The organism is Kitasatospora sp. NPDC058048, assembly GCF_042885555.1.
Classification (GTDB): Bacteria; Actinomycetota; Actinomycetes; order Streptomycetales; family Streptomycetaceae; genus Kitasatospora; species Kitasatospora lactacystinica.
In genome coordinates, this window is record NZ_JBHVRT010000031.1 from 51104 (window position 1) to 72083 (window position 20980).

The following is a 20980-nucleotide window of genomic DNA, read 5'->3' on the forward strand; positions in this document are numbered from 1 at the left end:
GGTCCGGGCGCGGCGTTGCGATTGGCTCGTCCGAGCAGCTGTCCGTATTGTCCGATGGGTGACCGAACCCGTGCCGCCACGTCAGACCCCCGAACAGCCCTGGCGTTCGGAGGGTGCCCCGCCCCCGCCGCCCAAGCGCCGGATGCCCGGCGGCTGGGTGGGCCTCGCCCTCACCGCCCTCGTGGTGTTCCTGATCTCGGACCTGCTGCTGTCCTTCTTCGGCCCCGCCGGCGCCACCACGATCTCGTACACCGAGTTCAACAACCAGCTGAACAAGGGCAACATCACCAAGATCTACGCCAAGGGCGACGCGATCGAGGGCACCCTCAAGAGCGCCCAGCCCAAGCCGGACGGCGGCAAGGGCGACTACACCGAGTTCGACACCCAGCGGCCCTCCTTCGCGGGCGACAACCTCTGGGCCACCCTGCAGCAGCAGGGCGTCGAGGTCACCGCCACCTCGCCCGTCCAGCAGCGCAGCTTCCTCACCAACCTGCTGCTCTCGCTCGCCCCGATGCTGCTGCTGATCTTCATCTGGGTGCTGCTCGCCCGCCGGATGGCCGGCGGACTCGGTGGCGGACCGCTCGGCCGCAAGGCCCCGCCCAAGCCGGTCATGGCCGAGGAGGGCAAGCGCACCACCTTCGCCGACGTGGCCGGCATCGACGAGGTCGAGGCCGAACTCACCGAGGTCGTCGACTACTTGAAGAACCCCGAGCGGTACCGCCGGCTCGGTGCCAAGATGCCGCGCGGCGTGCTGCTGAGCGGCCCGCCCGGAACCGGCAAGACCCTGCTGGCCCGGGCCGTGGCCGGCGAGGCGAACGTGCCGTTCTTCTCCGCCTCCGCCTCCGAGTTCATCGAGATGATCGTCGGCGTCGGCGCCAGCCGGGTCCGCGAGCTGTTCGCCGAGGCCCGCAAGGTCGCCCCCGCGATCATCTTCATCGACGAGATCGACACCATCGGCCGCCAGCGCGGCGCCGGCGGCGGCATGGGCGGGCACGACGAGCGCGAGCAGACCCTCAACCAGATCCTCACCGAGATGGACGGCTTCACCGGCTCCGAGGGCGTCATCGTGATCGCCGCGACCAACCGGGCGGACGTGCTCGACCCGGCGCTGCTGCGCCCCGGCCGCTTCGACCGGCGGATCACCGTCAGCCCGCCCGACCGGGAGGGCCGTGCCGCGATCCTGCGCATCCACAGCCGCAGCGTCCCGCTGGCCGGCGGCACCGACCTCAACCAGCTGGCCAAGGTCACGCCGGGGATGACCGGCGCCGAACTCGCCAACCTGGTCAACGAGGCAGCGCTGCTGGCCGTCAAGCGCGAGCAGGACGCCGTCAACGAGCGGGACCTCTCGGACGCCCTGGAGAAGGTCCAGCTCGGTGCGGTGCGGCCGCTGGTGATGCCGCAGGAGGAGCGCGAGCGGACGGCGTACCACGAGAGCGGGCACGCGCTGCTGGGCATGCTCCAGCCCGGCGCGGACCCGGTCCGCAAGATCACCATCGTGCCGCGCGGCCGGGCGCTCGGCGTCACCCTCTCCACCCCGGAGAACGACCGCTACTCGTACACCGAGCCCTACCTGCGCGGCCGGATCATCGGCGCGCTCGGCGGCATGGCGGCCGAGCAGGTGGTCTACGGGGTGATCACCACCGGCGCGGAGAGCGACCTGGAGCAGGTCACCAACATCGCCCGCGGGATGGCCGGGCGCTGGGGGATGAGCGAGCGGGTCGGGCGGCTCACCGCGGTGCCCTCCGACCCGCAGGGCGCGTACGGGCTCTCCGCCGCGCCGACGACCCTGGACGCGGTGGACGAGGAGGCCCGGCGGATCGTCTCCGAGTGCTACGGCGACGCGGTGCGGATCCTGAACGAGCAGCGGCACCGGCTGGACGCGCTGGCGGCGGCGCTGCTGGAGGCGGAGACGCTGGACGAGGAGGCGGCGTACCGGGCGGCGGGGGTGCCGCGGGAGGCGGCCTCGGAGGGTTCGGCGGGCTCGGCGGGGTCTTCCGGGGGTTCCGAAGGTTCCGGAGGTTCCGACGGTTCCGAGGGTTCCGACGGGAAGTCGATCGACCGGGCGTGACGCCCGATGCCGGGGGCGCGCGCCAGAGTGGCGAGCGCCCCCGGTTTTTCGTCTCCCCGCCCCTGCTAGCGCGGCCGCTCGGCGACCAGGTAGCGGAACAGGTTCTCCATCCGCACCGTGCCGTCCGCGCGCAGATGCGGCTGGAGCGCCTCCTCCAGCTCCTTGGCCACCAGCGAGGCGCCGGAGAACTCCTCGGCCGGATCGAACAGACCGGTGGAGAGCAGGCCGCGAACGGCGCTGTCGAGGTCCGCGTACGCGAACGGGCAGCTCACCCGGCCGCTGCCGGCCGGGCGCAGGCCGGCCGGGGCGAGCAGGTCCTCCAGGGCGCCCGGCGCGCTCAGCTCGAACGGGTCCCGCGCGGTGGTCCGGCCCGCCATCCGCCGGGCCACGTCCAGCACGGCGGCGCTCTCGCAGCGCTCCGGCGGGCCCCAGGCGGCCAGCACCACGTGCCCGCCCGGGAGAGTGAGCCGGGCGGCCTCGGCGACCACCGGGCCGGACCCGGCGGCACCGGGAAGCTGCTCGAAAACCGTCACCAGCGAATGGGCCGAGCGGGGGACGGCGGACGCTGTCCGAGCCCCCGCGCACACCCGCAGCCGACGGTCGTGGGCCAGCTCGCGCAGCTCCTCCCGCGGCTCCTGCCCGGCGACCTGGGCACCCCGCCCGGCGGCGAGCAGCAGGGCCAGCCCGGACCGGCAGCCCAGGCCCAGCACACTGCTCGCCGGGCCGACCTCCAGCCGGTCGTAGACCGCCTCGTAGAGCGGCACCAGCATGCGTTCCTGGATCTCCGCCCAGTCGCGCGCCCGCGCGGGGCGGGCGACCCCGGTCCGCGGGTGGTGCGGGCGTGCGCCCGTCGGTCGTGCGGTCGTGCCGGTCGTCCGAGCTGAAGCCACGGCGGCCTCCCATCCGGTCCTTCGGTGTGCTGCTACGGCTCCCCCAAAGTCCCGCCCCACACCAGCGAACAGCGGGTCGGGCCCGGCGTCCAGAGGGGTGCAGGGTGGTGCGCGCGTGTCGCGGTGGTGCGCCCCCGTCCGGTGATACCGATTCGAAACCGGGGCCCCGGGCCCCGTACCATTCGCCCCATGGCTAAGGCACCCGTTCTCACCCCTCAGGCGGAAGACTTCCCGCGCTGGTACCAGGACCTCATCAACAAGGCCGAGCTGGCCGACAACGGTCCGGTGCGCGGCACCATGGTCATCCGACCGTACGGCTACGGCCTGTGGGAGCGGATGCAGCAGGAGATGGACGCGCGGATCAAGAAGGCCGGCGCGCAGAACGCCTACTTCCCGATGTTCATCCCGCAGTCCTACCTGACCAAGGAAGCCGAGCACGTCGAGGGCTTCGCCCCCGAACTCGCGGTGGTCACCCACGGCGGCGGCAAGCAGCTGGAGGAGCCGGTCGTCGTCCGGCCGACCTCCGAGACGATCATCAACGAGTACTTCTCGAAGTGGGTGCAGAGCCACCGGGACCTGCCCCTGCTGATCAACCAGTGGGCCAACGTGGTCCGTTGGGAGCTGCGCCCGCGCGTCTTCCTGCGCACCACCGAGTTCCTCTGGCAGGAGGGCCACACCGCCCACGCCACCTACGAGGACGCCCGCGCCTACGCGTCGATGATCCACACCCAGGTCTACGGCGACTTCATGACCAACGTGCTCGGCATCGACGTCGTGCTCGGCCGCAAGACCGCCAAGGAGCGCTTCGCCGGCGCCATCAACACCCTCACCCTCGAGGGCATGATGGGCGACGGCAAGGCCCTGCAGATGGGCACCAGCCACGAGCTGGGCCAGAACTTCGCCAAGGCGTTCAACACCACCTACCAGCTGCAGGGCGCCGAGCGCGAGCACGTCTGGCAGACGTCCTGGGGCGTCTCGACCCGCATGGTCGGCGGCCTGATCATGTCCCACGGCGACGACAACGGCCTGCGGGTGCCCCCGCGCCTGGCCGCCGTCCAGGCCGTCGTGCTCGCCATCAAGGGCGACGACGCGGTCATCGCCAAGGTCCGCGAGATCGGCGCCCAGCTGGAGGCCGCCGGCATCCGGGTCGTGGTCGACGACCGCACCGACACCCCGTTCGGCCGCCGCGCCGTCGACTGGGAGCTCAAGGGCGTTCCGCTGCGCATCGAGGTCGGCCCGCGCGACCTGGAGAACGGCACCGCGATGCTGGCCCGCCGCATCCCGGGCGGCAAGGAGCCGGTCTCCATCGACTCCCTCGTCGCGCTGGTCCCGGGCGTGCTGGAGGAGGACCAGGCGCTGCTGCTGCGCCAGTCCCGCGAGCGCCGCGAGTCCCGCACGGTCGACGTCAAGACCATCGACGAGGCCATCGAGGCCGCCGCGACCGGCTGGGGCCGGATCTCCTGGGCCGAGCTCGGCGCGGAGGGCGAGGCCAAGCTGGCCGAGCAGGGTGTCACGGTGCGCTGCATCGTCGCGGCCGACGGCTCGGTGCCGGCGGCGGACGACCAGGAGGGCAACATCGCGATCGTCGCCCGGGCGTACTGACGTCCGTCCGGGGCGTGCCGTAGTCCGTCCGGGGTCCCGCTTGTCCCGGGTCCGGGTCCGGGGCCGCTCCGGGGGCGCGCCCGTCCCGGGTGTGCGTCCGTTCCGGGGCGTGCGGTTGTCACGGGTGCGCCCCGACGGGTGTTCGGTGTTCGGTGGATGTCCTGTTGATGTCCGCCGGACGTCCGTCGTCCGCTGGTAATGACCGACAGCGGCGACATTTGCCCGGAATGCGGAAGGGTAAGAATCCGGTAACTCCTCCGGTGCGTCCCCGCGGTGGACATCCCTACTGGCCGGTCAACTCCCGGTATTAACGGAATAGCGGTACGGTGTACGGCCCGTGGCCCTGTCAATCCGGCAGACCCACGGGCCGTACGTCCTGGGTGGCGACAGCCCGCTCCCCGGACGGAAATTCAGCAGGCCCGCCGACCTCGCGACGGGCCGAAACCGGCAGGGGGTTGGTCTTGCGTCAGATCCGGAACGCGCAATTCGCGCGCGGCCTTGCATTCCTGGGAGTTCCCTGTGAATTCCCCGGGAACGAGAACATGCGGAACATCGGCTCGCACTCCATCGTTGGTCTAGCGTGAGCACGACACAGCCCCTCGTTCTCGCGGCCGAACTGGCCGCCGCCTGGAGTGACATCCAGGCCTACCACCAGGACCTCCCCGACCTCGCCTCGCCCGAGGCGCTGATCGGCGAGTCCTCCTCGGCCTGCGGGACACGGCTCGGTTTCGAGCGACTCCTGCACGAGGCCGCCCACGGTCTGGCCGCGGCCCGGGACATCCGGGACACCTCGCGGGCCGGCCGCTACCACAACCGGCGCTTCCTGATGCTCGCTTCCGAGCTGGGCCTGGCGCACCCGGTCGAGCCGCACGCGAGCAGCGGCTTCTCCCAGGTGACCATGCTCAAGGAGACGCAGGAGCGGTACGCCGAGACCATCGAGCGCCTGGACCGTGCCCTCGGGGCGCACCAGGAGGCGGTGGCCGGCGACGGCGCGACGCGCGCCTTCCGCGGCCCGGCGGCCCGGCACGGCTCCTCCGGGGGCGGCGTGCGGGTCAAGGCGGTCTGCGGCTGCGGGCGCAACGTCCGGGTCGTTCCGTCGGTGCTCGCGCAGGCGTCCATCGTCTGCGGTGCGTGCCAGCAGCCGTTCAAGATCGCTTAGTCGTTCGACGTCCCGGCGGGCTGCTGTGCGGGCAGCGGTCCGGCCGGAATGAGCGGCACTGAGCGGCCCTGGGTGGCCCTGAGCAGGCAGAGCGAGCGGTACCGAATGAGCGGTACAGCAGGACAGCGGTGACGTCTTCGGGTTGGACCGGGAGCGGGGGCTCCCGGTCGAGCCCTGACCGGGTGCCCGGTCCCGCGTGCAGGCGGTTCTCGCCGATGTGGCAGAATGGACAGCTGAGTACTCGGCAGCCGAGCAGGACCCCTCTCTCCTACGGCTGGCGTGTCCCTTGAACGGTCCGCCGCGCAACCCCACGCGATGGCGAGCCCGCTCACCCACGTCAACACCAGGAGAATCCACTCCCGTGGCAGTCAAGATCAAGCTCAAGCGTCTCGGCAAGATTCGCTCCCCGCACTACCGCATCGTCGTCGCCGACGCCCGCACCAAGCGTGACGGCCGCGCGATCGAGGAGATCGGCATCTACCAGCCGACCTACAACCCCTCGAAGATCGAGGTCGACAGCGACCGCGCCCAGTACTGGCTGTCCGTCGGCGCCCAGCCGACCGAGCCGGTGCTCGCCATCCTGAAGCTGACCGGCGACTGGCAGAAGTTCAAGGGCCTGCCGGCTCCGGCGCCGCTGCTGGTCGCCGAGCCGAAGGTCGAGGACTTCTCGCACCTGTTCGCGAAGGCCGTTGCCGGCTTCGAGGACGCCACCACCGGTGTCGCCATCACCCCGAAGGCCAAGAAGTCGGACAAGGCCGAGGCCGAGGCCGACGTCACCGCCGAGGCCTGATCGTGATCGAGGACGCCCTCGACCACCTGGTGAAGGGCATCGTCGAGCACCCCGACGAGGTGCAGGTGCGCTCGCGCAACCTGCGTCGGGGTAACACCATCGAGGTGCGAGTGCACCCCGATGACCTCGGCAAGGTGATCGGCCGGGGCGGCCGTACGGCGCGCGCTCTGCGCACCGTGGTCGGCGCCCTCGGCGGTCGCAACGTCCGGGTCGACCTGGTCGACGTGGACAACATTCGCTGACGCTGCTGCTCGTTCAGCCGTCAGGGCTTGTGAGGCCGACCGGGACGCATGTCGTCCCGGTCGGCCTTTTCGCATTTCCCTCCGCATTTCCCTCGCATCATCGCTTCGCAGCCCGTCGCCGTCGCTTTTCGTTTCGGCTCAGGAACTCCAGGAGAACGATCACCGTGCAGCTCGTCGTCGGCAGGATCGGCCGTGCCCACGGCATCAGGGGGGACGTCAGTGTCGAGGTCCGCACCGACGAGCCGGAACTCCGGCTCGGCCCCGGTGCCGTCGTGCTCACCGACCCCGCGTCGGTCGGGCCGCTGACCGTCGAGTCGGGCCGGGTGCACAGCGGCCGGCTGCTGCTGCGCTTCGCCGGCGTCAAGGACCGCAACGCGGCCGAGGCCCTCCGCGGCACCGTGCTCATCTCCGAGGTCGACCCGGAGGAGACCCCCGAGGACCCGGAGGAGTACTACGACCACCAGCTGATCGGCCTGGACGTGGTGCTGCTGGACGGCACCCTGGTCGGCGAGCTGACCGAGGTCCTCCACCTGCCCTACCAGGACCTGCTCACGGTCAAGAAGGCCGACGGGACGGAGGTGCTGGTGCCCTTCGTCAGCCAGATCGTGCCGACCATCGATCTGGAGAACCAGCGCGCCGTGATCACCCCGCCGGCCGGGCTGATCGACCCGGAGCAGGCCGACGTCGCGGGGACCTCCTCGGCCGAGGGCGCTGAGGGCACTGAGACCGCCGAGGGCGCTGAGGCCGCTGAGGGTGCCGACGGCGCCGAGGGCTCGGAGGAGTCGCAGTGACCGCGGAGGAGAACACCGGGGCGGACGTTCCGGCGGCGGACGATGCCGGGTCCGGCGGCGCGCGGAGCGGCATGCGGATCGACGTCGTCACGATCTTCCCCGAGTACCTGGAGCCGCTGGACGTCTCGCTGGTCGGCAAGGCCCGCGCCCGCGGTCAGCTGGACGTGCACGTCCACGACCTGCGCGCGTGGACCCACGACGTGCACCGCACGGTCGACGACAGCCCGTACGGCGGCGGCCCCGGCATGGTGATGAAGCCCGAGCCGTGGGGCGAGGCGCTGGACGCGGTGATCGCCGGCGGCCCCGAGGGGCAGGTGCCCACCCTGATCGTCCCGACGCCGAGCGGGCGACCGTTCACCCAGGAGCTCGCCCAGGAACTGGCCGGGCGCCCGTGGCTGGCCTTCACCCCCGCCCGGTACGAGGGCATCGACCGCCGGGTGATCGAGGAAGCGGCCACCCGGATGCCGGTGGTCGAGGCCTCGATCGGCGACTACGTGCTGGCCGGCGGCGAGGTCGCCGTGCTGGTGATGGTCGAGGCGATCGCCCGGCTGCTGCCGGGGGTGCTCGGCAACGCCGAGTCCCACCGCGACGACTCCTTCGCGCCGGGCGCGATGGCCGACCTGCTGGAGGGCCCGGTCTACACCAAGCCCGCCGAGTGGCGCGGCCGGACGGTGCCGGACGTGCTGCTCAGCGGCAACCACGGCAGGATCGCCCGCTGGCGCCGCGAGCAGGCCTTCGCCCGGACCCTGGCGAACCGGCCCGACCTGGTCGAGCGCTGGCAGTACGGAGCCTTCGACAAGAAGGAGCGGGAGGCGCTGAGCGTCCTCGGCCTGGCCTGGGACGAGCGGCTCGGCCGATTTCGGTCCGTGGCCGCTGATGTGGAAGAATAGGCGGCTGTTGTCTGTCGCTGGTTCCCTCCCGTAGGGGACACGTGGACCGGCGCCCTCGCCACGGGGGGATCGTCGTCAGCCGATGCGGCCCGCAGCAAACCCCATTGTGACGATTTTCCGTGGGCGGCCCGTGGCGCCTGCGATGGAGAGCAACATGAGCAACAAGCTCGCTGCTGTCGACGCGGCCTCGCTGCGTAGCGACATTCCGGCCTTCCGCGCCGGTGACACCCTGAAGGTTCACGTCCGGGTCATCGAGGGCAACCGCTCCCGTGTCCAGGTCTTCCAGGGCGTCGTCATCCGCCGCCACGGCGCCGGTATCGGTGAGACCTTCACCGTCCGCAAGGTCAGCTTCAACGTCGGCGTGGAGCGCACCTTCCCGGTGCACACCCCGGTCGTCGAGAAGATCGAGGTCGTGACCCGCGGTGCGGTTCGCCGCGCCAAGCTGTACTACCTGCGTGACCTCCGCGGCAAGGCCGCGAAGATCAAGGAGAAGCGCGACCGCTGATCCACCGGCCCCCGGCCTCGCCGGGGATCGGAACGCTCCGAGGGGGGCGAACGGCCGCAAGGTAAGCTCACCCCCCGATGAGCACGCACGAACCACCCGCGGACCGCGACGGCAGTCCCGCACCCACCGGTGCGGACTCGCTGTCGCGGTCCGCGGTCGTTTCCGGGAGCGGTTCCGCCGGGGCCGACGACGGGGGTGCCGCGGCGGATGGTGTCGACGGCCCGGAGGCTGTCGCGGGCCCGGTGGCCACCGACGGGCCGACGGCCACCGGCGGGCCGGAGCACGCCGAGGTACCGGAGCGCACTGAGGTACCGGAGCAGGCCGAGGGCCCTGAAGGCGTCGGGGAGCGGACGGGCGGCAGCGGAGACGACGGCCCGGAGCAGGACGAGGAGCCGGGGCACTCGCGTTCGCGAGACCTGCTGCTGGTGGCCGGGATCTGCCTGACGGCCCTGCTGCTGGTGAACGCCTTCGTCGCGCGTCCGTTCTCGGTGCCCTCCGGGTCGATGGAGGAGACCCTGCGCCCGGGCGACCGGCTGGTCGCGAACCAGCTCGCCTACGCCTTCGGCGGCCACCCCAGCCGGGGCGACGTCGTGGTCTTCGACGGGACGGGCTCCTTCCTCCGGGAGACGGCGAAGCCGCCCGGCTTCTGGGACGGCCTGCGCTCGTTCGCCCAGGACCTCGGTCTGGCCCCGGCCGGGAACACCGTCTACGTCAAGCGCGTGATCGGCGTCGGCGGGGACCGGGTGACCAGCACCGGCCCGGGCGCGCCGATCACCGTCAACGGCGTGCCGATCGACGAGACCTCCTACCTGTCCCCGGGCGACGACCCGTCGAGCGTGGCCTTCGACATCGTCGTGCCCGCCGGCAAGCTGTGGGTGATGGGTGACCACCGCAGCGCCTCCCGGGACTCCCGCGACCACCTCGGCGAGCCCGGCGGCGGCTTCGTGCCCGAGGCGAAGGTGATCGGCAGGGCGGACTGGGTGGTCTACCCGTTCTCGCGCTGGACCGGCCTGGAGCGGCCCGCGGCCTTCGCCCCGACTGCGGGGACGGGTGGTCATGGGGACCAGGGGTAGGGGACGGCTCGCCGACCGTCCGGCCGCCGGGGGAGCGGCGACCGCGGGACCGGGACCGGGACCGGGACCGGGGCAGGACGGCGGGGCCGGCTCGGGGCCGACCGGGGCCCCGCCGACACGCGGCCGGGCCGAGCGCCGTCGCAGTGCCCGCAAGGCGGCCGGTCGGCGCAAGCGCTCGCTGGTGCGCGAGGTGCCGCTGATCGTCCTGGTGGCCCTGCTGGTGGCGCTCGTGATGAAGACCTTCCTGATCCAGGTGTTCGTGATCCCCTCGGGCTCGATGGAGCAGACCATCCGGATCGGGGACCGGGTACTGGTCGACAAGCTGACCCCCTGGTTCGGCAGTGAGCCGCAGCGCGGCGACATCGTGGTGTTCAAGGACCCGGGCGGCTGGCTGGAGCGCGACCGGAAGCCGTCCGACGACGGCCCGGTGCTGGGCGGGGCCAAACAGGTGCTGACCTTCGTCGGACTGCTGCCCTCCGACAACGAGCAGGACCTGATCAAGCGGGTGATCGGCGTCGGCGGGGACACCGTCGAGTGCTGCGACGCACAGGGGCGCCTCAGCGTCAACGGTCGTCCGGTGGAGGAGTCCTACCTCGCGCCCGGCAACCCGCCGTCCCGGCAGACCTTCAAGGTGCAGGTGCCACGGGGACGGTTGTGGGTCATGGGCGACCACCGGGACGTCTCCGCCGACTCCCGTTTCCACATGGGCAATCCGGGCCAGGGAACGGTCCCATTGACCGACGTGGTCGGCCGCGCGTTCGTGATCGCCTGGCCGCTGGACCGGTTCCATCAACTCGATGCGCCAGGTTCACTCTCCTCTCTCGCCCGGATGCCGCAGGCCGGCGGAACTGCCGCGGAGTCGGTGGGCGTTGGGCCGGTTCCTGTGGAACCCCCGCTCGTTATGGGTGTGTTGGGCATCCTTCCGTTCGTCGCGCGCAGGTCGGGGCGGCCTCCGGAGTGAGCAGCGCCGGCCGTCGACCGGACGGGCCTCGCGTGTGGGACCGCGAGCCGGATGCCTGGGAGTGATAGAGAAGTGCAGGTGCGGCCGGGAGTGGTTCCGGCCGTGTGCCGAGGCCGTGCTGGTGTCGGGGGAGTCCGCGGTGGGCAGCCCTGAGGCGTTCATGGTCGTGGTGAGCGTGGTGCCCGCTGTGCGGCACTCTGAGCGCGGGCGCGCGGGCGTCCGCACAGCAGGGAGGAGACGTTGTGGGGGATTTGGTGATCGGCGCCCGATCAGGCGCCGGAGAGCCCGAGGGCCCAGGTCGTCGGGCGGACCGGTCCGCCGAGTCCGCGGCCTCCTCGGCCTCGGTCGAGGACGCGGCGGCGCAGACCGCTGACGGGCAGGGTGCCGGCTCGGAGGACTCCCCGGACTCCTCGCACGCGGGGGCCGAGCCCGCGGACGGATCGGAGTCGGAGGCCCCCTCCAAGCCGCGCAAGCCGCGCTCGTTCTGGAAGGAACTGCCGATCCTGGTCGGCATCGCGCTGATCCTCGCGCTGGTGATCAAGACGTTCTTCGTCCAGGCGTTCTCCATTCCGTCGGAATCGATGCAGAACACGCTGCAGGTCGGCGACCGCGTCCTAGTGGACAAGCTGACCCCGTGGTTCGGGGCCGAGCCCGAGCGCGGTGAGGTCGTGGTGTTCCACGACCCGGGCGGCTGGCTGAACGACGAGCCGACCCAGCAGAGCAGCAACGCCTTCCTCCGGGGCGTGCAGGACGTGCTCAGCTTCGTCGGTCTGATGCCCTCCGCCAACGAGAAGGACCTGATCAAGCGGGTCATCGCGGTCGGCGGGGACACCGTCGAGTGCGAGGGCGAGGGGCCGGTCAAGGTCAACGGCGTCGCCCTCAACGAGCCGTACGTCTACCAGGGCAACACCCCCTGCGGTGACCACCCCTTCGGCCCGGTCAAGGTGCCCAAGGACCGGATCTGGGTGATGGGCGACCACCGCGCCAACTCGCTGGACTCCCGTTTCCACATGGACCAGCCGGGTGGCGGCACCGTCCCGGTGGACAACGTGATCGGGCGCGCGTTCGTGGTGGCCTGGCCGATCAGCCACTGGTCCACGCTGCCGGTGCCGGACACCTTCGACCAGAAGGGCCTGGCGGCGGCCGCGCCGATGGCGCCCCCCGTGGCCGGTGCGGTGGGGGCCGTCGCCCTGCTCCCGCTGGTCCGTCGGGTGCGGGGTCGGGCGGAGCGCCGCAAGGAGTCCTGAACTCCACCGGATCGTGTTCCGCCGGGTTGGCCCCGGCTCTTGCGCGGGCCGTGGTACTGACGAGTAATCTGCTCGGACGTGCCACGGCCCGTCGGCTTTTCCGCCCGTGCCTCCGGCGTGCCAGTGGTGTTCTCCGGTCGGCCAGAGGTGGACGGTGTCGATGAGCAGTGTCGTGGAGCAGACGGTCGACCGACCTCCGGTACCCGCCCGTGGGCGCCGCGGGGCCGCCGCGGTGCTCCAGGGCGTCGCCCTGGCGCTGGGGCTGGTGCTGATGGTCGGCGGCTTCACCCTGATCGCGATCGACTACCGGCCGTACAAGATCCCCACCGCCTCGATGCACCCGACCCTGCGCGCCGGCGACACCGTGCTCGCCCGCAAGGTCGGCGGCGGCGACATCGGGCGGGGCGACGTGGTGGTCTTCCGGGACCAGGCCTGGGGCGGTGAGCTCATGGTCAAGCGGGTGGTCGCGGTCGGCGGGGACACCGTCGCCACCACCGGGGCCGATTACCGGCTGACGGTCAACGGGCAGCCGGTGGACGAGCCCTACCTCGCGACGCAGGGCCGCCAGGGCGCTTCGTTCAGCGTGACGGTGCCGCAGGGCCGGCTGTTCCTGCTCGGCGACAACCGGATGGGCTCGCTCGACTCCCGCACCCACCTGGAGGTCGACGACGGGACCGTCCCGGCCGAGGCCGTCGAGGCCAGGGTCGAGGCCACGGTGCTGCCCTTCGGCCGCATGGGCCTGCTCGACCGGGTCACGGACTTCGACGGCTTCGCGGGCCCGAAGGCCTCGAAGCCGGGGCCGCTGGGGCCCCTCGCCGCCGCCGCCGTTGCGGGCGCGGCGCTGATCCTCGTGACCTCGGTGGTGGGCGGGGTTGCGGGTCTGGCCCGCCGGCTCCGGGGGCGCGGCGCCTGAGCGGGACCGTCGCCCGGCGGGCCGCTCTGCCGAACATCGCCCCGGACGACCGCGTCGGGTGGCAGGATCGGTAGCGCCACCGATGCGGACGGAAGGAGCGTGGAGCGCTGCCATGACAGCACGGCGCCGCAGGGCGGCGCGGATCCTGCTGCTGGACGGGCTGGACCGCATCCTCCTCTTCCTGGGGGCCGATCCGGCCACCCCGGGCGAGACGTGGTGGTTCACGCCCGGAGGCGGCTTGGAGCCGGGGGAGGACGTGCGCGAGGCCGCCGAGCGGGAGCTCGCCGAGGAGACCGGCTTGCGGGGTGTGGACCTGGGGCCCTTGGTGGCGTACGGCACGGTGTCGTTCTCCTTTCAGGGACAGCGCTACGAGCAGGAGCAGTGGTTCCACCTGGCCCGGACCACGGAGACGGGGCTGGACCACTCGGGCATGGGCGCCGACGAGCACGCCCAGTTGCTCGCGGCGCGCTGGTGGACGGTCGAGGAACTGAGGGGGACCGCCGAGACGGTCTATCCGCCCGGTCTGGCGGACTTCCTGGAGCGGCTGCTGGCCGAGGGCCCGCCGGTGGATCCGGTACGGCTCTGACCGTGGGTGCGGTGGTCCACAATGGGTGGACGTGACAAGTTGAGGGGACGCCTGGATGAGTGCCGAAGATCTCGAGAAGTACGAGACCGAGATGGAGCTCAAGCTCTACCGGGAGTACCGGGACGTCGTCGGCCTGTTCAAGTACGTGATCGAGACCGAGCGACGGTTCTACCTCACCAACGACTACGAGCTGCAGGTGCACTCGGTCCAGGGCGAGGTGTTCTTCGAGGTGTCGATGGCGGATGCGTGGGTCTGGGACATGTACCGGCCGGCCCGGTTCGTCCGCAAGGTCCGGGTGCTGACCTTCAAGGACGTGAACATCGAGGAACTCGCGAAGAGCGACCTGGAGCTGCCCTCGGACGAGTCCGGCTTCGGGAACTGACGTTGAACGACTCCGTCCCGCGTTGTCCAGCCGATTTCGGGAGGAACGGGGCTTCTCACTCCTGCGGGTGACAAAAGTTGTCCACAGGCCCGGGTTATCCACAGGGACAGGGAATTCCCGGGCCTCGGCGCGCGCCTTGGTGCAGCCTCCTCGGCGGAGGTGGTCACCATGCAGCACACCGTCGTGCAGGACCAGGCCGTACCGGACACGGCCGCAGCCGGGAAGGCCCCGCGGGCGATCCCGGAGCGCAGCACCAAGAACGGGCTCGGCCGCTACGGGGAGCGGGTCGCCGCCCGCCGCCTCACCGAGGCCGGGCTCCGCATCCTGGACCGCAACTGGCGTTGCGTCGAGGGCGAGCTGGACATCGTCGCCCTCGACGGCGACACCGTGGCGGTCTGCGAGGTCAAGACCCGCTCCGAGCGGGGGTTCCAGCAGCCCACCGAGGCCATCGACCGGGCCAAGGCGGCCCGACTGCAGCGCCTGGCCGAGCGCTGGATGGCCGAGCGCTGGCCCGGTCACTTCGCGGAGTTGGCCGGGCCCGGCTACGACCCGGGGCCCACCGATCCGCAATGGCCGCCCGCCCCACCGGGCGGAGTGCGGATCGACCTGGTCGCGGTGGTCAACCGGGCGCGGGGTGCGGCCCTGGTCGACCACCTGCGGGGGGTGGTCTGAGATGGCCTTCGCCCGTACCTGTTCCGTCGCGCTGGTCGGCGTCGACGGAGTGATCGTCGAGGTCCAGGCCGATCTGGAGCCCGGGGTGGCGGCGTTCACCCTGGTCGGCCTGCCCGACAAGGCGCTCACCGAGGCCCGCGACCGGGTCCGTGCCGCGGTCGTGAACAGCGGCGAGGCCTGGCCGCAGCGCAAGCTGACGGTCGGCCTCAGCCCCGCCTCGGTGCCCAAGAGCGGCAGCGGCTTCGACCTCGCGGTCGCCTGCGCCGTGCTGGCCGCCGCGGAACGGCTCGACCCCGCCGCCATCGCCGACCTGCTGATCATCGGCGAGCTGGGGCTGGACGGCCGGGTGCGGCCGGTCAGGGGGGTGCTGCCGTCGGTGCTGGCCGCCGCCGACGCGGGGTACGAGCGGGTCGTGGTCGCCGAACAGACCGCGCCCGAGGCCTCGCTCGTTCCCGGGGTAACGGTGATCGGCGTCCGCAGCCTGCGCCAGCTCGTCGCCACCCTGACCGGCGCGCAGGCACCGGAGGAGCCGCCCGACCCGATCGGCGGCCGGCCGGATCCGCTGATGGCCGGTCTGATGCTGCCCAGCGCGGGGGTGCGGGGCCTGCCCGACGACCGGGCGTCCCGGCTCGACATGGCCGATGTGGCCGGCCAGTACGAGGCCCGGCGGGCCCTGGAGATCGCCGCCGCCGGAGGCCACCACCTCTACTTGAAGGGCCCACCGGGGGCGGGCAAGACGATGCTGGCGGAGCGGCTGCCCTCGCTGCTCCCCCCGCTGACCCAGAAGGAGGCACTGGAGGTCACCGCCGTCCACTCGGTGGCCGGGCTGCTCCCGGCCGGGCGTCCACTGATCGACACCGCGCCCTACTGCGCTCCGCACCACTCCACGACGATGCCGGCCATCGTCGGCGGCGGCAGCGGTCTGCCGAGACCGGGAGCGGTCTCGCTGGCCCACCGGGGCGTGCTCTTCCTGGACGAGGCGCCGGAGTTCCCGGTCCGGGTGCTCGACGCGCTGCGCCAGCCGCTGGAAGCGGGCGAGGTGGTGATCGCCCGCTCGGCCGGCTCGTTGCGGCTGCCGGCCCGCTTCCTGCTCTGCCTGGCGGCCAACCCCTGTCCGTGCGGCCGGTACTCGCGGCGGGGTGAGGGCTGCGAGTGCACCCCGGCCATGGTCAGCCGCTATCAGGGGCGGCTCTCCGGGCCGCTGCTGGACCGGGTCGACCTCCAGGTCCAGGTGGCCCCGGTGACCAGGGTCGAGCTCATGGAGCGGGACACCACGGCGGAGACCACCGAGACCGTCGCGGCCAGAGTGCTGGCCGCGCGTGAGCGGGCGGCGGCCAGGTTGGCGGACACCCCGTGGCGGACCAACGCGGAGGTGCCGGGCCACGAACTGCGCACCCGCTGGCAGCTCGGGCCAGGCGCGCTCAACGACGCCGCGCGGCAGTTGGAGCGGGGGCAGCTGACCGCCCGGGGCCTGGACCGGGTGCTCCGGGTCGCGTGGACGGTCGCCGACCTCGCCGGACGCGACCGGCCGGACCAGCGGGACGTGCGCACCGCGCTGGTCCTGCGCACCGGGGTGGAGCACGGACTCCCGCTGGCCGGGCGGGTCCTCGGCCGGCTCGGCGGAATCCCGGCGCAGCGCGACAGTCCGGAGGACGGCTGGTCCGCGACGCCCAGGACGCCCAGGACGCCCAAGACGCCCGGGGTGCTCGACGACCGTTCGCGGAACCAGAAGGGTGAGGCATGAACCAGCTGTTGAGGCAACCTCGAATTCCCGGCGCGGCCGAGGCCGGTGCCGGTGCCGCAACCAACGACGGGCCCGAGCCCGAGCGCCTCGCCCGGGTGCTGATCGGCCGGCTCAGCGAACCGGGGGACGCGGTGGTCGGCCGGTGGCTCGGCCAACTCTCCGCCGTCGACGTGGTCAAGGCCATCCGGGACGGGACGGTGCCCGACCATCCCGGACTGGACGCCACCCGACTGGCCGGGTACCAGGCGCGGCTCCCGGGCCTGAGCCCGGAGATGGACCTGAAACGGGTACGGGACGTCGGTGGACGGTTCATCATTCCGGGGGACACCGAGTGGCCCAGCCAACTCGACGACCTGGGCGACGGACGTCCGGTCGGGCTCTGGGTGGCGGGTACCGGCTCGCTGCGGCTGCTCGCGCTCCGCTCGGTCGCGCTGGTGGGCTCCCGCGCCTGCACCGCCTACGGCGCCCACGTCGCGGGGGAGCTGTCGGCCCAACTGGCCGAGCGCGGCTGGATGGTGGTCTCCGGAGCGGCCTACGGGATCGACGCGGCCGCACACCGCGGGGCACTCGCGGTCGGCGGAATGACCGCCGCGGTGCTCGCCTGCGGCGTCGACGTGGCCTATCCCAAGGGCAACGCCGAACTGATCCGGCGGATCGGCGTCCAGGGTCTGCTGGTCAGTGAACTCCCGCCCGGGGAGCACCCGAACCGCTTCCGCTTCGTCCTGCGCAACAGGGTCATCGCGGCGCTCACCCGGGGAACGGTGGTGGTCGAGGCGGCGGTGCGCAGCGGCGCCCTGAGTACGGCCAGGCGGGCGCGGGACCTCAACCGTCACACCATGGGCGTCGCGGGCCCGGTGACCTCGGCCTTCTCCGCCGGGGTGCACGCCCTGATCCGCAGCGGCGCCGCCGTCCTGGTCACCGACGCGGCCGAGATCACCGAGCTGATCGGGGCGATCGGCGACGATCTGGCACCGCAGCGCAGCGGTCCGGTGCTCCCGCGCGACCTGCTGGAGCCGGCGGTCGCCCGGGTGCTGGAAGCCGTACCGGCGACGCCGGAGGGCGCCCCCGTCGAGCGACTGGCCCGGCAGTCCGGTCTCCCGCCGGACGAAGTTCTTCAACGGCTCTACGAGTTGGGCTCGCTCGGCTACGTGGAGCGGCACGGCGCGCACTGGCGCGTGGTGCGCAGGAGGTGATCGCCGGCACGGAGAACGCGCTCGCGTCGAGGGAACGCACGTCGGAGCCGCCCTGCTGACCTGCCGATCCGGTTCTCCTGTTCGTCGCCCGGATCCGGTGTGCGAACGCCACCGGATCGGGGGACGACCGGGTGGCGGTAGCGCTTTGCAGTGAGTTGGTCACGCTACGCTCCACATGCCTTCCCTATCAGCACATGACTCGGCAGAACGGCGCAGACCAACGCATGCCCACACACATTCCCGGACACAGAGTGACCGGTGGCGCTCGGTCCTCGGGAGGGCCGCGGACCGAGAGGCGCCCCGTACCCGACTTCCCGGCCAGGTCGGCGGGGACGATGGGAGGCCTGTCGCGCCAGGGCGGGCGGCCGGCGGTGGCGCCCCAGCCTACGGACGCGGCCCGGGGTGCCGAGCCGCTCCAGGGCGCGGACGCGGCAGGCTCCGCCGGCGCGCCCGCCGGTGCACCCGCCGGGGTGCCCCCCGGCGCGGGAGTGGCCAGTGCGCCCCGGTCGCCCGGCAGTGCGTCGGGCGGGAGCGCCGTCTCCCCGGCCTGCGCCTCGCCGGTGTCGCCGCCCCGCCGGGAGAGGGCGGCGGACGGAGGCCAGGGGCAGGGCGCCCGGGAGGCCGCGGCCCAGGGCCGCACCGCGCTCGAGGAACTCTGGCGCTCCTACAAGGAGAGCGGGGACCAGCGGCTGCGCGAGCAGCTGATCCTGCACTACTCACCGCTCGTCAAGTACGTGGCGGGGCGGGTCGGGGTCGGTCTGCCCTCCAACGTGGAACAGGCGGACTTCGTCTCCTCGGGGGTCTTCGGGCTGATCGACGCGATCGAGAAGTTCGACATCGGCCGTGCCATCAAGTTCGAGACCTATGCGATCAGCCGCATCCGCGGCGCGATCATCGACGAACTGCGTGCCCTGGACTGGATCCCGCGCTCGGTACGGCAGAAGGCGAAGGCGGTCGAGCGGACGTACGCGACGCTGGAGGCCCGGCTGCGCCGGACGCCGCACGAGCCGGAGGTCGCGGCCGAGATGGGCATCGCGATCGAGGACCTGCACGCCATCTTCAGCCAGCTGTCGCTGGCCAACGTGGTGGCGCTGGACGAACTGCTGCACCCGGTGGGGGAGGGCGGCGACCGGCTGAGCCTGATGGACACCCTGGAGGACCACGGCGCGGACAACCCGGTCGAGGTGGCCGAGGACCGCGAACTGCGCAGGCTGCTGGCCCAGGCGGTCAACACCCTCCCCGAGCGGGAGAAGACCGTGGTGACGCTCTACTACTACGAGGGCCTCACCCTCGCCGAGATCGGACAGGTGCTGGGGGTGACGGAGAGCCGGGTGAGCCAGATCCACACCAAGTCCGTCCTCCAGCTGCGCGCCAAGCTGTCGGACATCCGATAGGGCGTCGGCACCCGGGCGTCGACGCCTGGCCGCCGGAAGCCGCTCCTGGGCCCGGGCATCTTCCCGATGCGCGGCGCCGTACCGGCCGGAGGTATGGCTCCGTAGAGTGGGAGCGTGCCGAAGATCCGAGCGGCCACGGTGGCCGAGCATCGCCAGCTCCAGCGCGCAGCGCTTCTCGATGCTGCCCGCATCCTGCTCACCGAGGGCGGCATGGAGGCCCTGACCTTCCCCGCACTCGCGACGCGCACCGGGCTGGCGCGCTCCTCGGTCTACGAGTACTTCCGCTCCCGCGCCGCCGTGGTCGAGGCGCTCTGCGAGGTGGACCTCCCGCTCTGGGCGGCCGAGATCGAGGCCGGGATGGAGAGCTGCGACACCGCCGTCGAGCGGATCGAGGCCTACGTCCGCGGCCAGCTGGCGCTGGCCGCCGACCCCCGGCATCGGGCGGTGGTGGCGATCTCGGCACTGGAGCTCGACGAGGCCGCGCGCGAGCGGATCAGGGCCGCGCACGGCAGGTTGGCCGGTCTGGTCGGCCGGACGCTGGAGGACCTCGGCCACGCGCAGCCCCGGCTCGCCGCGGCCCTGGTCCAGGGCGTCGTGGAGGCGGCGACCCGCAGGGCCGAGCAGGCCACGGCCGGAGGCCGCACCGGCTGTGCGACCGAGAGCCCCGAGGAGATCGCCGACGCCGCCGTCGCGATGGTGCTGCACGGACTCGTCCACCCCGGAATCTGAACCTGAACCTGAACCTGTCCCGGTCCCGAGCCTGACCTCGGCCCCGGTCCTACCCGTCCGTGCCTCTCAACGGCAGTAGTCGCGCCGTGCCCGCGCCGAACAGGGCCAACGGGTCCAGGTAGCGGCTTCCGCGCAGCAGCCCCCAGTGCAGGCAGTCCCGCCCGGCGCAGTGGCGCCCGTCCGGAGCGAGCAGCCCGATCGGCTGTCCGGCGGCCACCGGGGTGCCGACCGGGACAGTGCCGGTGACGGGCAGGTAGGTGGTCCGCAGCGGGGGAGAGCCCGAACCGGGATGGGCGACGGTCACCACCGGCCGCCCTGCCACCAGCCCGGAGAAGGCGACCACTCCGGGAGCCGCCGTCCGGACCTCCACCCCCGGCTCGGCGGCGAGGTCCACGCCCCGGTGCCCGGCGGCCCAGACCTTCGCCGGCGGCTCGAAGCGGCCCAGCACCCCGCCCGGCCCGCCCACCGGCCAGGCGCGCGCTCCACCCCACCCGGCCCCGCCACCCGAGCCCGGGAGGTCGGCCGCACCCGTGCGTCCCGACGCCCCGACGGCGCCCGAAGCCCCGACGGCGCCCGACGCCCCGACGGCGCCCGAAGCCCCCGAGGCGCCGACGGCGCCAGAAGCCCCCGCCGGCCCGAGCGCGAGCGCGAGCACGAGAACCACCGTCATCACCTTCACCACCACGGACACCCCGTCGAACCACCCGCGACCAGTCATGCCCGCAGGCTCGCCGCCCGGTCGCCCCAGTGCCACCCACATTCGGATTCCTGTGGACAAACCGTCCTCGCGCCCGACCGCCATCCCCCTGACGGGTGTACGAACGCCACCATCCGGTGTAGAAGCGGCCCGCCGCCGACGGGCCGCGTGCCGGCCGCCGCCGGACCCGAGCCCGCACCCACCCCACCCCCGAGCCCGCGGCCGACGAGCCCGCCCCCGCCATCGCGCCCGCCCCCGCTCGCACTCCCCGCTCGCACCCCCGCCCCCCGCTCGCACCCCACCCCCGCGCCCTGCCGCACGCCCACCCCCGGCTCCGCTCCCGCAGCGGCCCGTGGACCCCGGCCCGGTCCCGCACCGAGCTCGCCGAACCCTCGCCGCACCCCCGCCGCACCCCCACCGGACCCCCACCGCACCCCCGCCGAAACCCGCCC

21 protein-coding genes are annotated in these 20980 nt (G+C 72.8%); 19 read left to right on the forward strand and 2 right to left on the reverse strand.

The window, feature by feature from the left end; all coding sequences use genetic code 11:
• The first annotated feature begins 58 nt into the window (after positions 1-58).
• A complete protein-coding gene (gene ftsH, locus ACFVVA_RS28525; RefSeq protein WP_387693667.1) occupies positions 59-2068 on the forward strand; it encodes an ATP-dependent zinc metalloprotease FtsH in 2010 nt (669 codons plus the stop codon).
• 65 nt (positions 2069-2133) lie between these two features.
• Here the strand turns inward: ftsH and ACFVVA_RS28530 are convergent, their stop codons facing one another.
• The gene (locus tag ACFVVA_RS28530; protein ID WP_387693668.1) at positions 2134-2958 is read right to left on the reverse strand and encodes a class I SAM-dependent methyltransferase; all 825 of its coding nucleotides are present in this window, start codon (positions 2956-2958) and stop codon (positions 2134-2136) included.
• Positions 2959-3147: 189 nt separating this feature from the next.
• On the opposite strand from ACFVVA_RS28530, the gene proS reads away from it, so the two are divergent.
• From proS to ACFVVA_RS28620, 18 genes are all read left to right on the forward strand, one after another.
• Positions 3148-4560 (forward strand): proline--tRNA ligase, encoded by a 1413-nt coding sequence (gene proS / locus ACFVVA_RS28535; RefSeq protein WP_359900597.1) that lies wholly within the window; start codon positions 3148-3150, stop codon positions 4558-4560.
• Positions 4561-5140: 580 nt separating this feature from the next.
• Positions 5141-5719 carry a hypothetical protein gene (locus ACFVVA_RS28540; RefSeq protein ID WP_049650398.1) on the forward strand — a complete coding sequence of 193 codons (579 nt, stop codon included), beginning with the start codon at positions 5141-5143 and terminating at the stop codon, positions 5717-5719.
• A gap of 361 nt (positions 5720-6080) precedes the next feature.
• Positions 6081-6509 carry a 30S ribosomal protein S16 gene (gene rpsP, locus ACFVVA_RS28545; protein ID WP_387693669.1) on the forward strand — a complete coding sequence of 143 codons (429 nt, stop codon included), beginning with the start codon at positions 6081-6083 and terminating at the stop codon, positions 6507-6509.
• A gap of 2 nt (positions 6510-6511) precedes the next feature.
• On the forward strand, positions 6512-6751 hold the full coding sequence (locus ACFVVA_RS28550; protein WP_030056773.1) for an RNA-binding protein: 240 nt from the start codon (positions 6512-6514) through the stop codon (positions 6749-6751).
• Between the two features lie 164 nt (positions 6752-6915).
• Positions 6916-7542 carry a ribosome maturation factor RimM gene (rimM, locus tag ACFVVA_RS28555; RefSeq protein ID WP_387693670.1) on the forward strand — a complete coding sequence of 209 codons (627 nt, stop codon included), beginning with the start codon at positions 6916-6918 and terminating at the stop codon, positions 7540-7542.
• Between the two features lie 71 nt (positions 7543-7613).
• Complete coding sequence (trmD, locus tag ACFVVA_RS28560) at positions 7614-8432, forward strand: tRNA (guanosine(37)-N1)-methyltransferase TrmD (RefSeq protein WP_387693723.1); 819 nt, start codon at positions 7614-7616, stop codon at positions 8430-8432.
• 154 nt (positions 8433-8586) lie between these two features.
• A complete protein-coding gene (gene rplS / locus ACFVVA_RS28565) occupies positions 8587-8937 on the forward strand; it encodes a 50S ribosomal protein L19 (RefSeq protein ID WP_030306736.1) in 351 nt (116 codons plus the stop codon).
• A 77-nt stretch (positions 8938-9014) separates the two neighbouring features.
• A complete protein-coding gene (gene lepB, locus ACFVVA_RS28570) occupies positions 9015-10010 on the forward strand; it encodes a signal peptidase I (RefSeq protein WP_387693671.1) in 996 nt (331 codons plus the stop codon).
• 208 nt (positions 10011-10218) lie between these two features.
• Positions 10219-10971, forward strand: a complete 753-nt coding sequence (gene lepB / locus ACFVVA_RS28575; RefSeq protein WP_387693672.1) for a signal peptidase I — start codon at positions 10219-10221, stop codon at positions 10969-10971.
• A 242-nt stretch (positions 10972-11213) separates the two neighbouring features.
• Positions 11214-12218, forward strand: coding sequence for a signal peptidase I (gene lepB / locus ACFVVA_RS28580; protein WP_387693674.1), 1005 nt, complete (start codon positions 11214-11216; stop codon positions 12216-12218).
• 160 nt (positions 12219-12378) lie between these two features.
• Positions 12379-13131 (forward strand): signal peptidase I, encoded by a 753-nt coding sequence (gene lepB / locus ACFVVA_RS28585; protein ID WP_387693675.1) that lies wholly within the window; start codon positions 12379-12381, stop codon positions 13129-13131.
• Positions 13132-13243: 112 nt separating this feature from the next.
• Positions 13244-13717: an NUDIX hydrolase gene (locus ACFVVA_RS28590; RefSeq protein ID WP_387693676.1), complete on the forward strand. Its 474-nt coding sequence runs from the start codon at positions 13244-13246 to the stop codon at positions 13715-13717.
• Positions 13718-13772: 55 nt separating this feature from the next.
• Complete coding sequence (locus tag ACFVVA_RS28595; protein ID WP_030056781.1) at positions 13773-14099, forward strand: DUF2469 domain-containing protein; 327 nt, start codon at positions 13773-13775, stop codon at positions 14097-14099.
• Positions 14100-14267: 168 nt separating this feature from the next.
• The gene (locus tag ACFVVA_RS28600; protein ID WP_387693677.1) at positions 14268-14771 is read left to right on the forward strand and encodes a YraN family protein; all 504 of its coding nucleotides are present in this window, start codon (positions 14268-14270) and stop codon (positions 14769-14771) included.
• A 1-nt stretch (position 14772) separates the two neighbouring features.
• Positions 14773-16515: a YifB family Mg chelatase-like AAA ATPase gene (locus ACFVVA_RS28605; protein WP_387693678.1), complete on the forward strand. Its 1743-nt coding sequence runs from the start codon at positions 14773-14775 to the stop codon at positions 16513-16515.
• Entirely contained in the window at positions 16512-17708 is a 1197-nt protein-coding gene (gene dprA, locus ACFVVA_RS28610; protein ID WP_387693679.1) for a DNA-processing protein DprA, read from the forward strand. Before ACFVVA_RS28605 ends, dprA begins: the two co-directional genes overlap by 4 nt.
• Positions 17709-18268: 560 nt before the next feature.
• Entirely contained in the window at positions 18269-19102 is an 834-nt protein-coding gene (whiG, locus tag ACFVVA_RS28615; protein ID WP_387693680.1) for an RNA polymerase sigma factor WhiG, read from the forward strand.
• 138 nt (positions 19103-19240) lie between these two features.
• The gene (locus ACFVVA_RS28620) at positions 19241-19831 is read left to right on the forward strand and encodes a TetR/AcrR family transcriptional regulator (protein WP_387693724.1); all 591 of its coding nucleotides are present in this window, start codon (positions 19241-19243) and stop codon (positions 19829-19831) included.
• 49 nt (positions 19832-19880) lie between these two features.
• On the opposite strand, the gene ACFVVA_RS28625 is transcribed toward ACFVVA_RS28620, so the two are convergent.
• On the reverse strand, positions 19881-20549 hold the full coding sequence (locus ACFVVA_RS28625) for a peptidoglycan DD-metalloendopeptidase family protein (protein ID WP_387693681.1): 669 nt from the start codon (positions 20547-20549) through the stop codon (positions 19881-19883).
• Between the last annotated feature and the right edge of the window lie 431 nt (positions 20550-20980).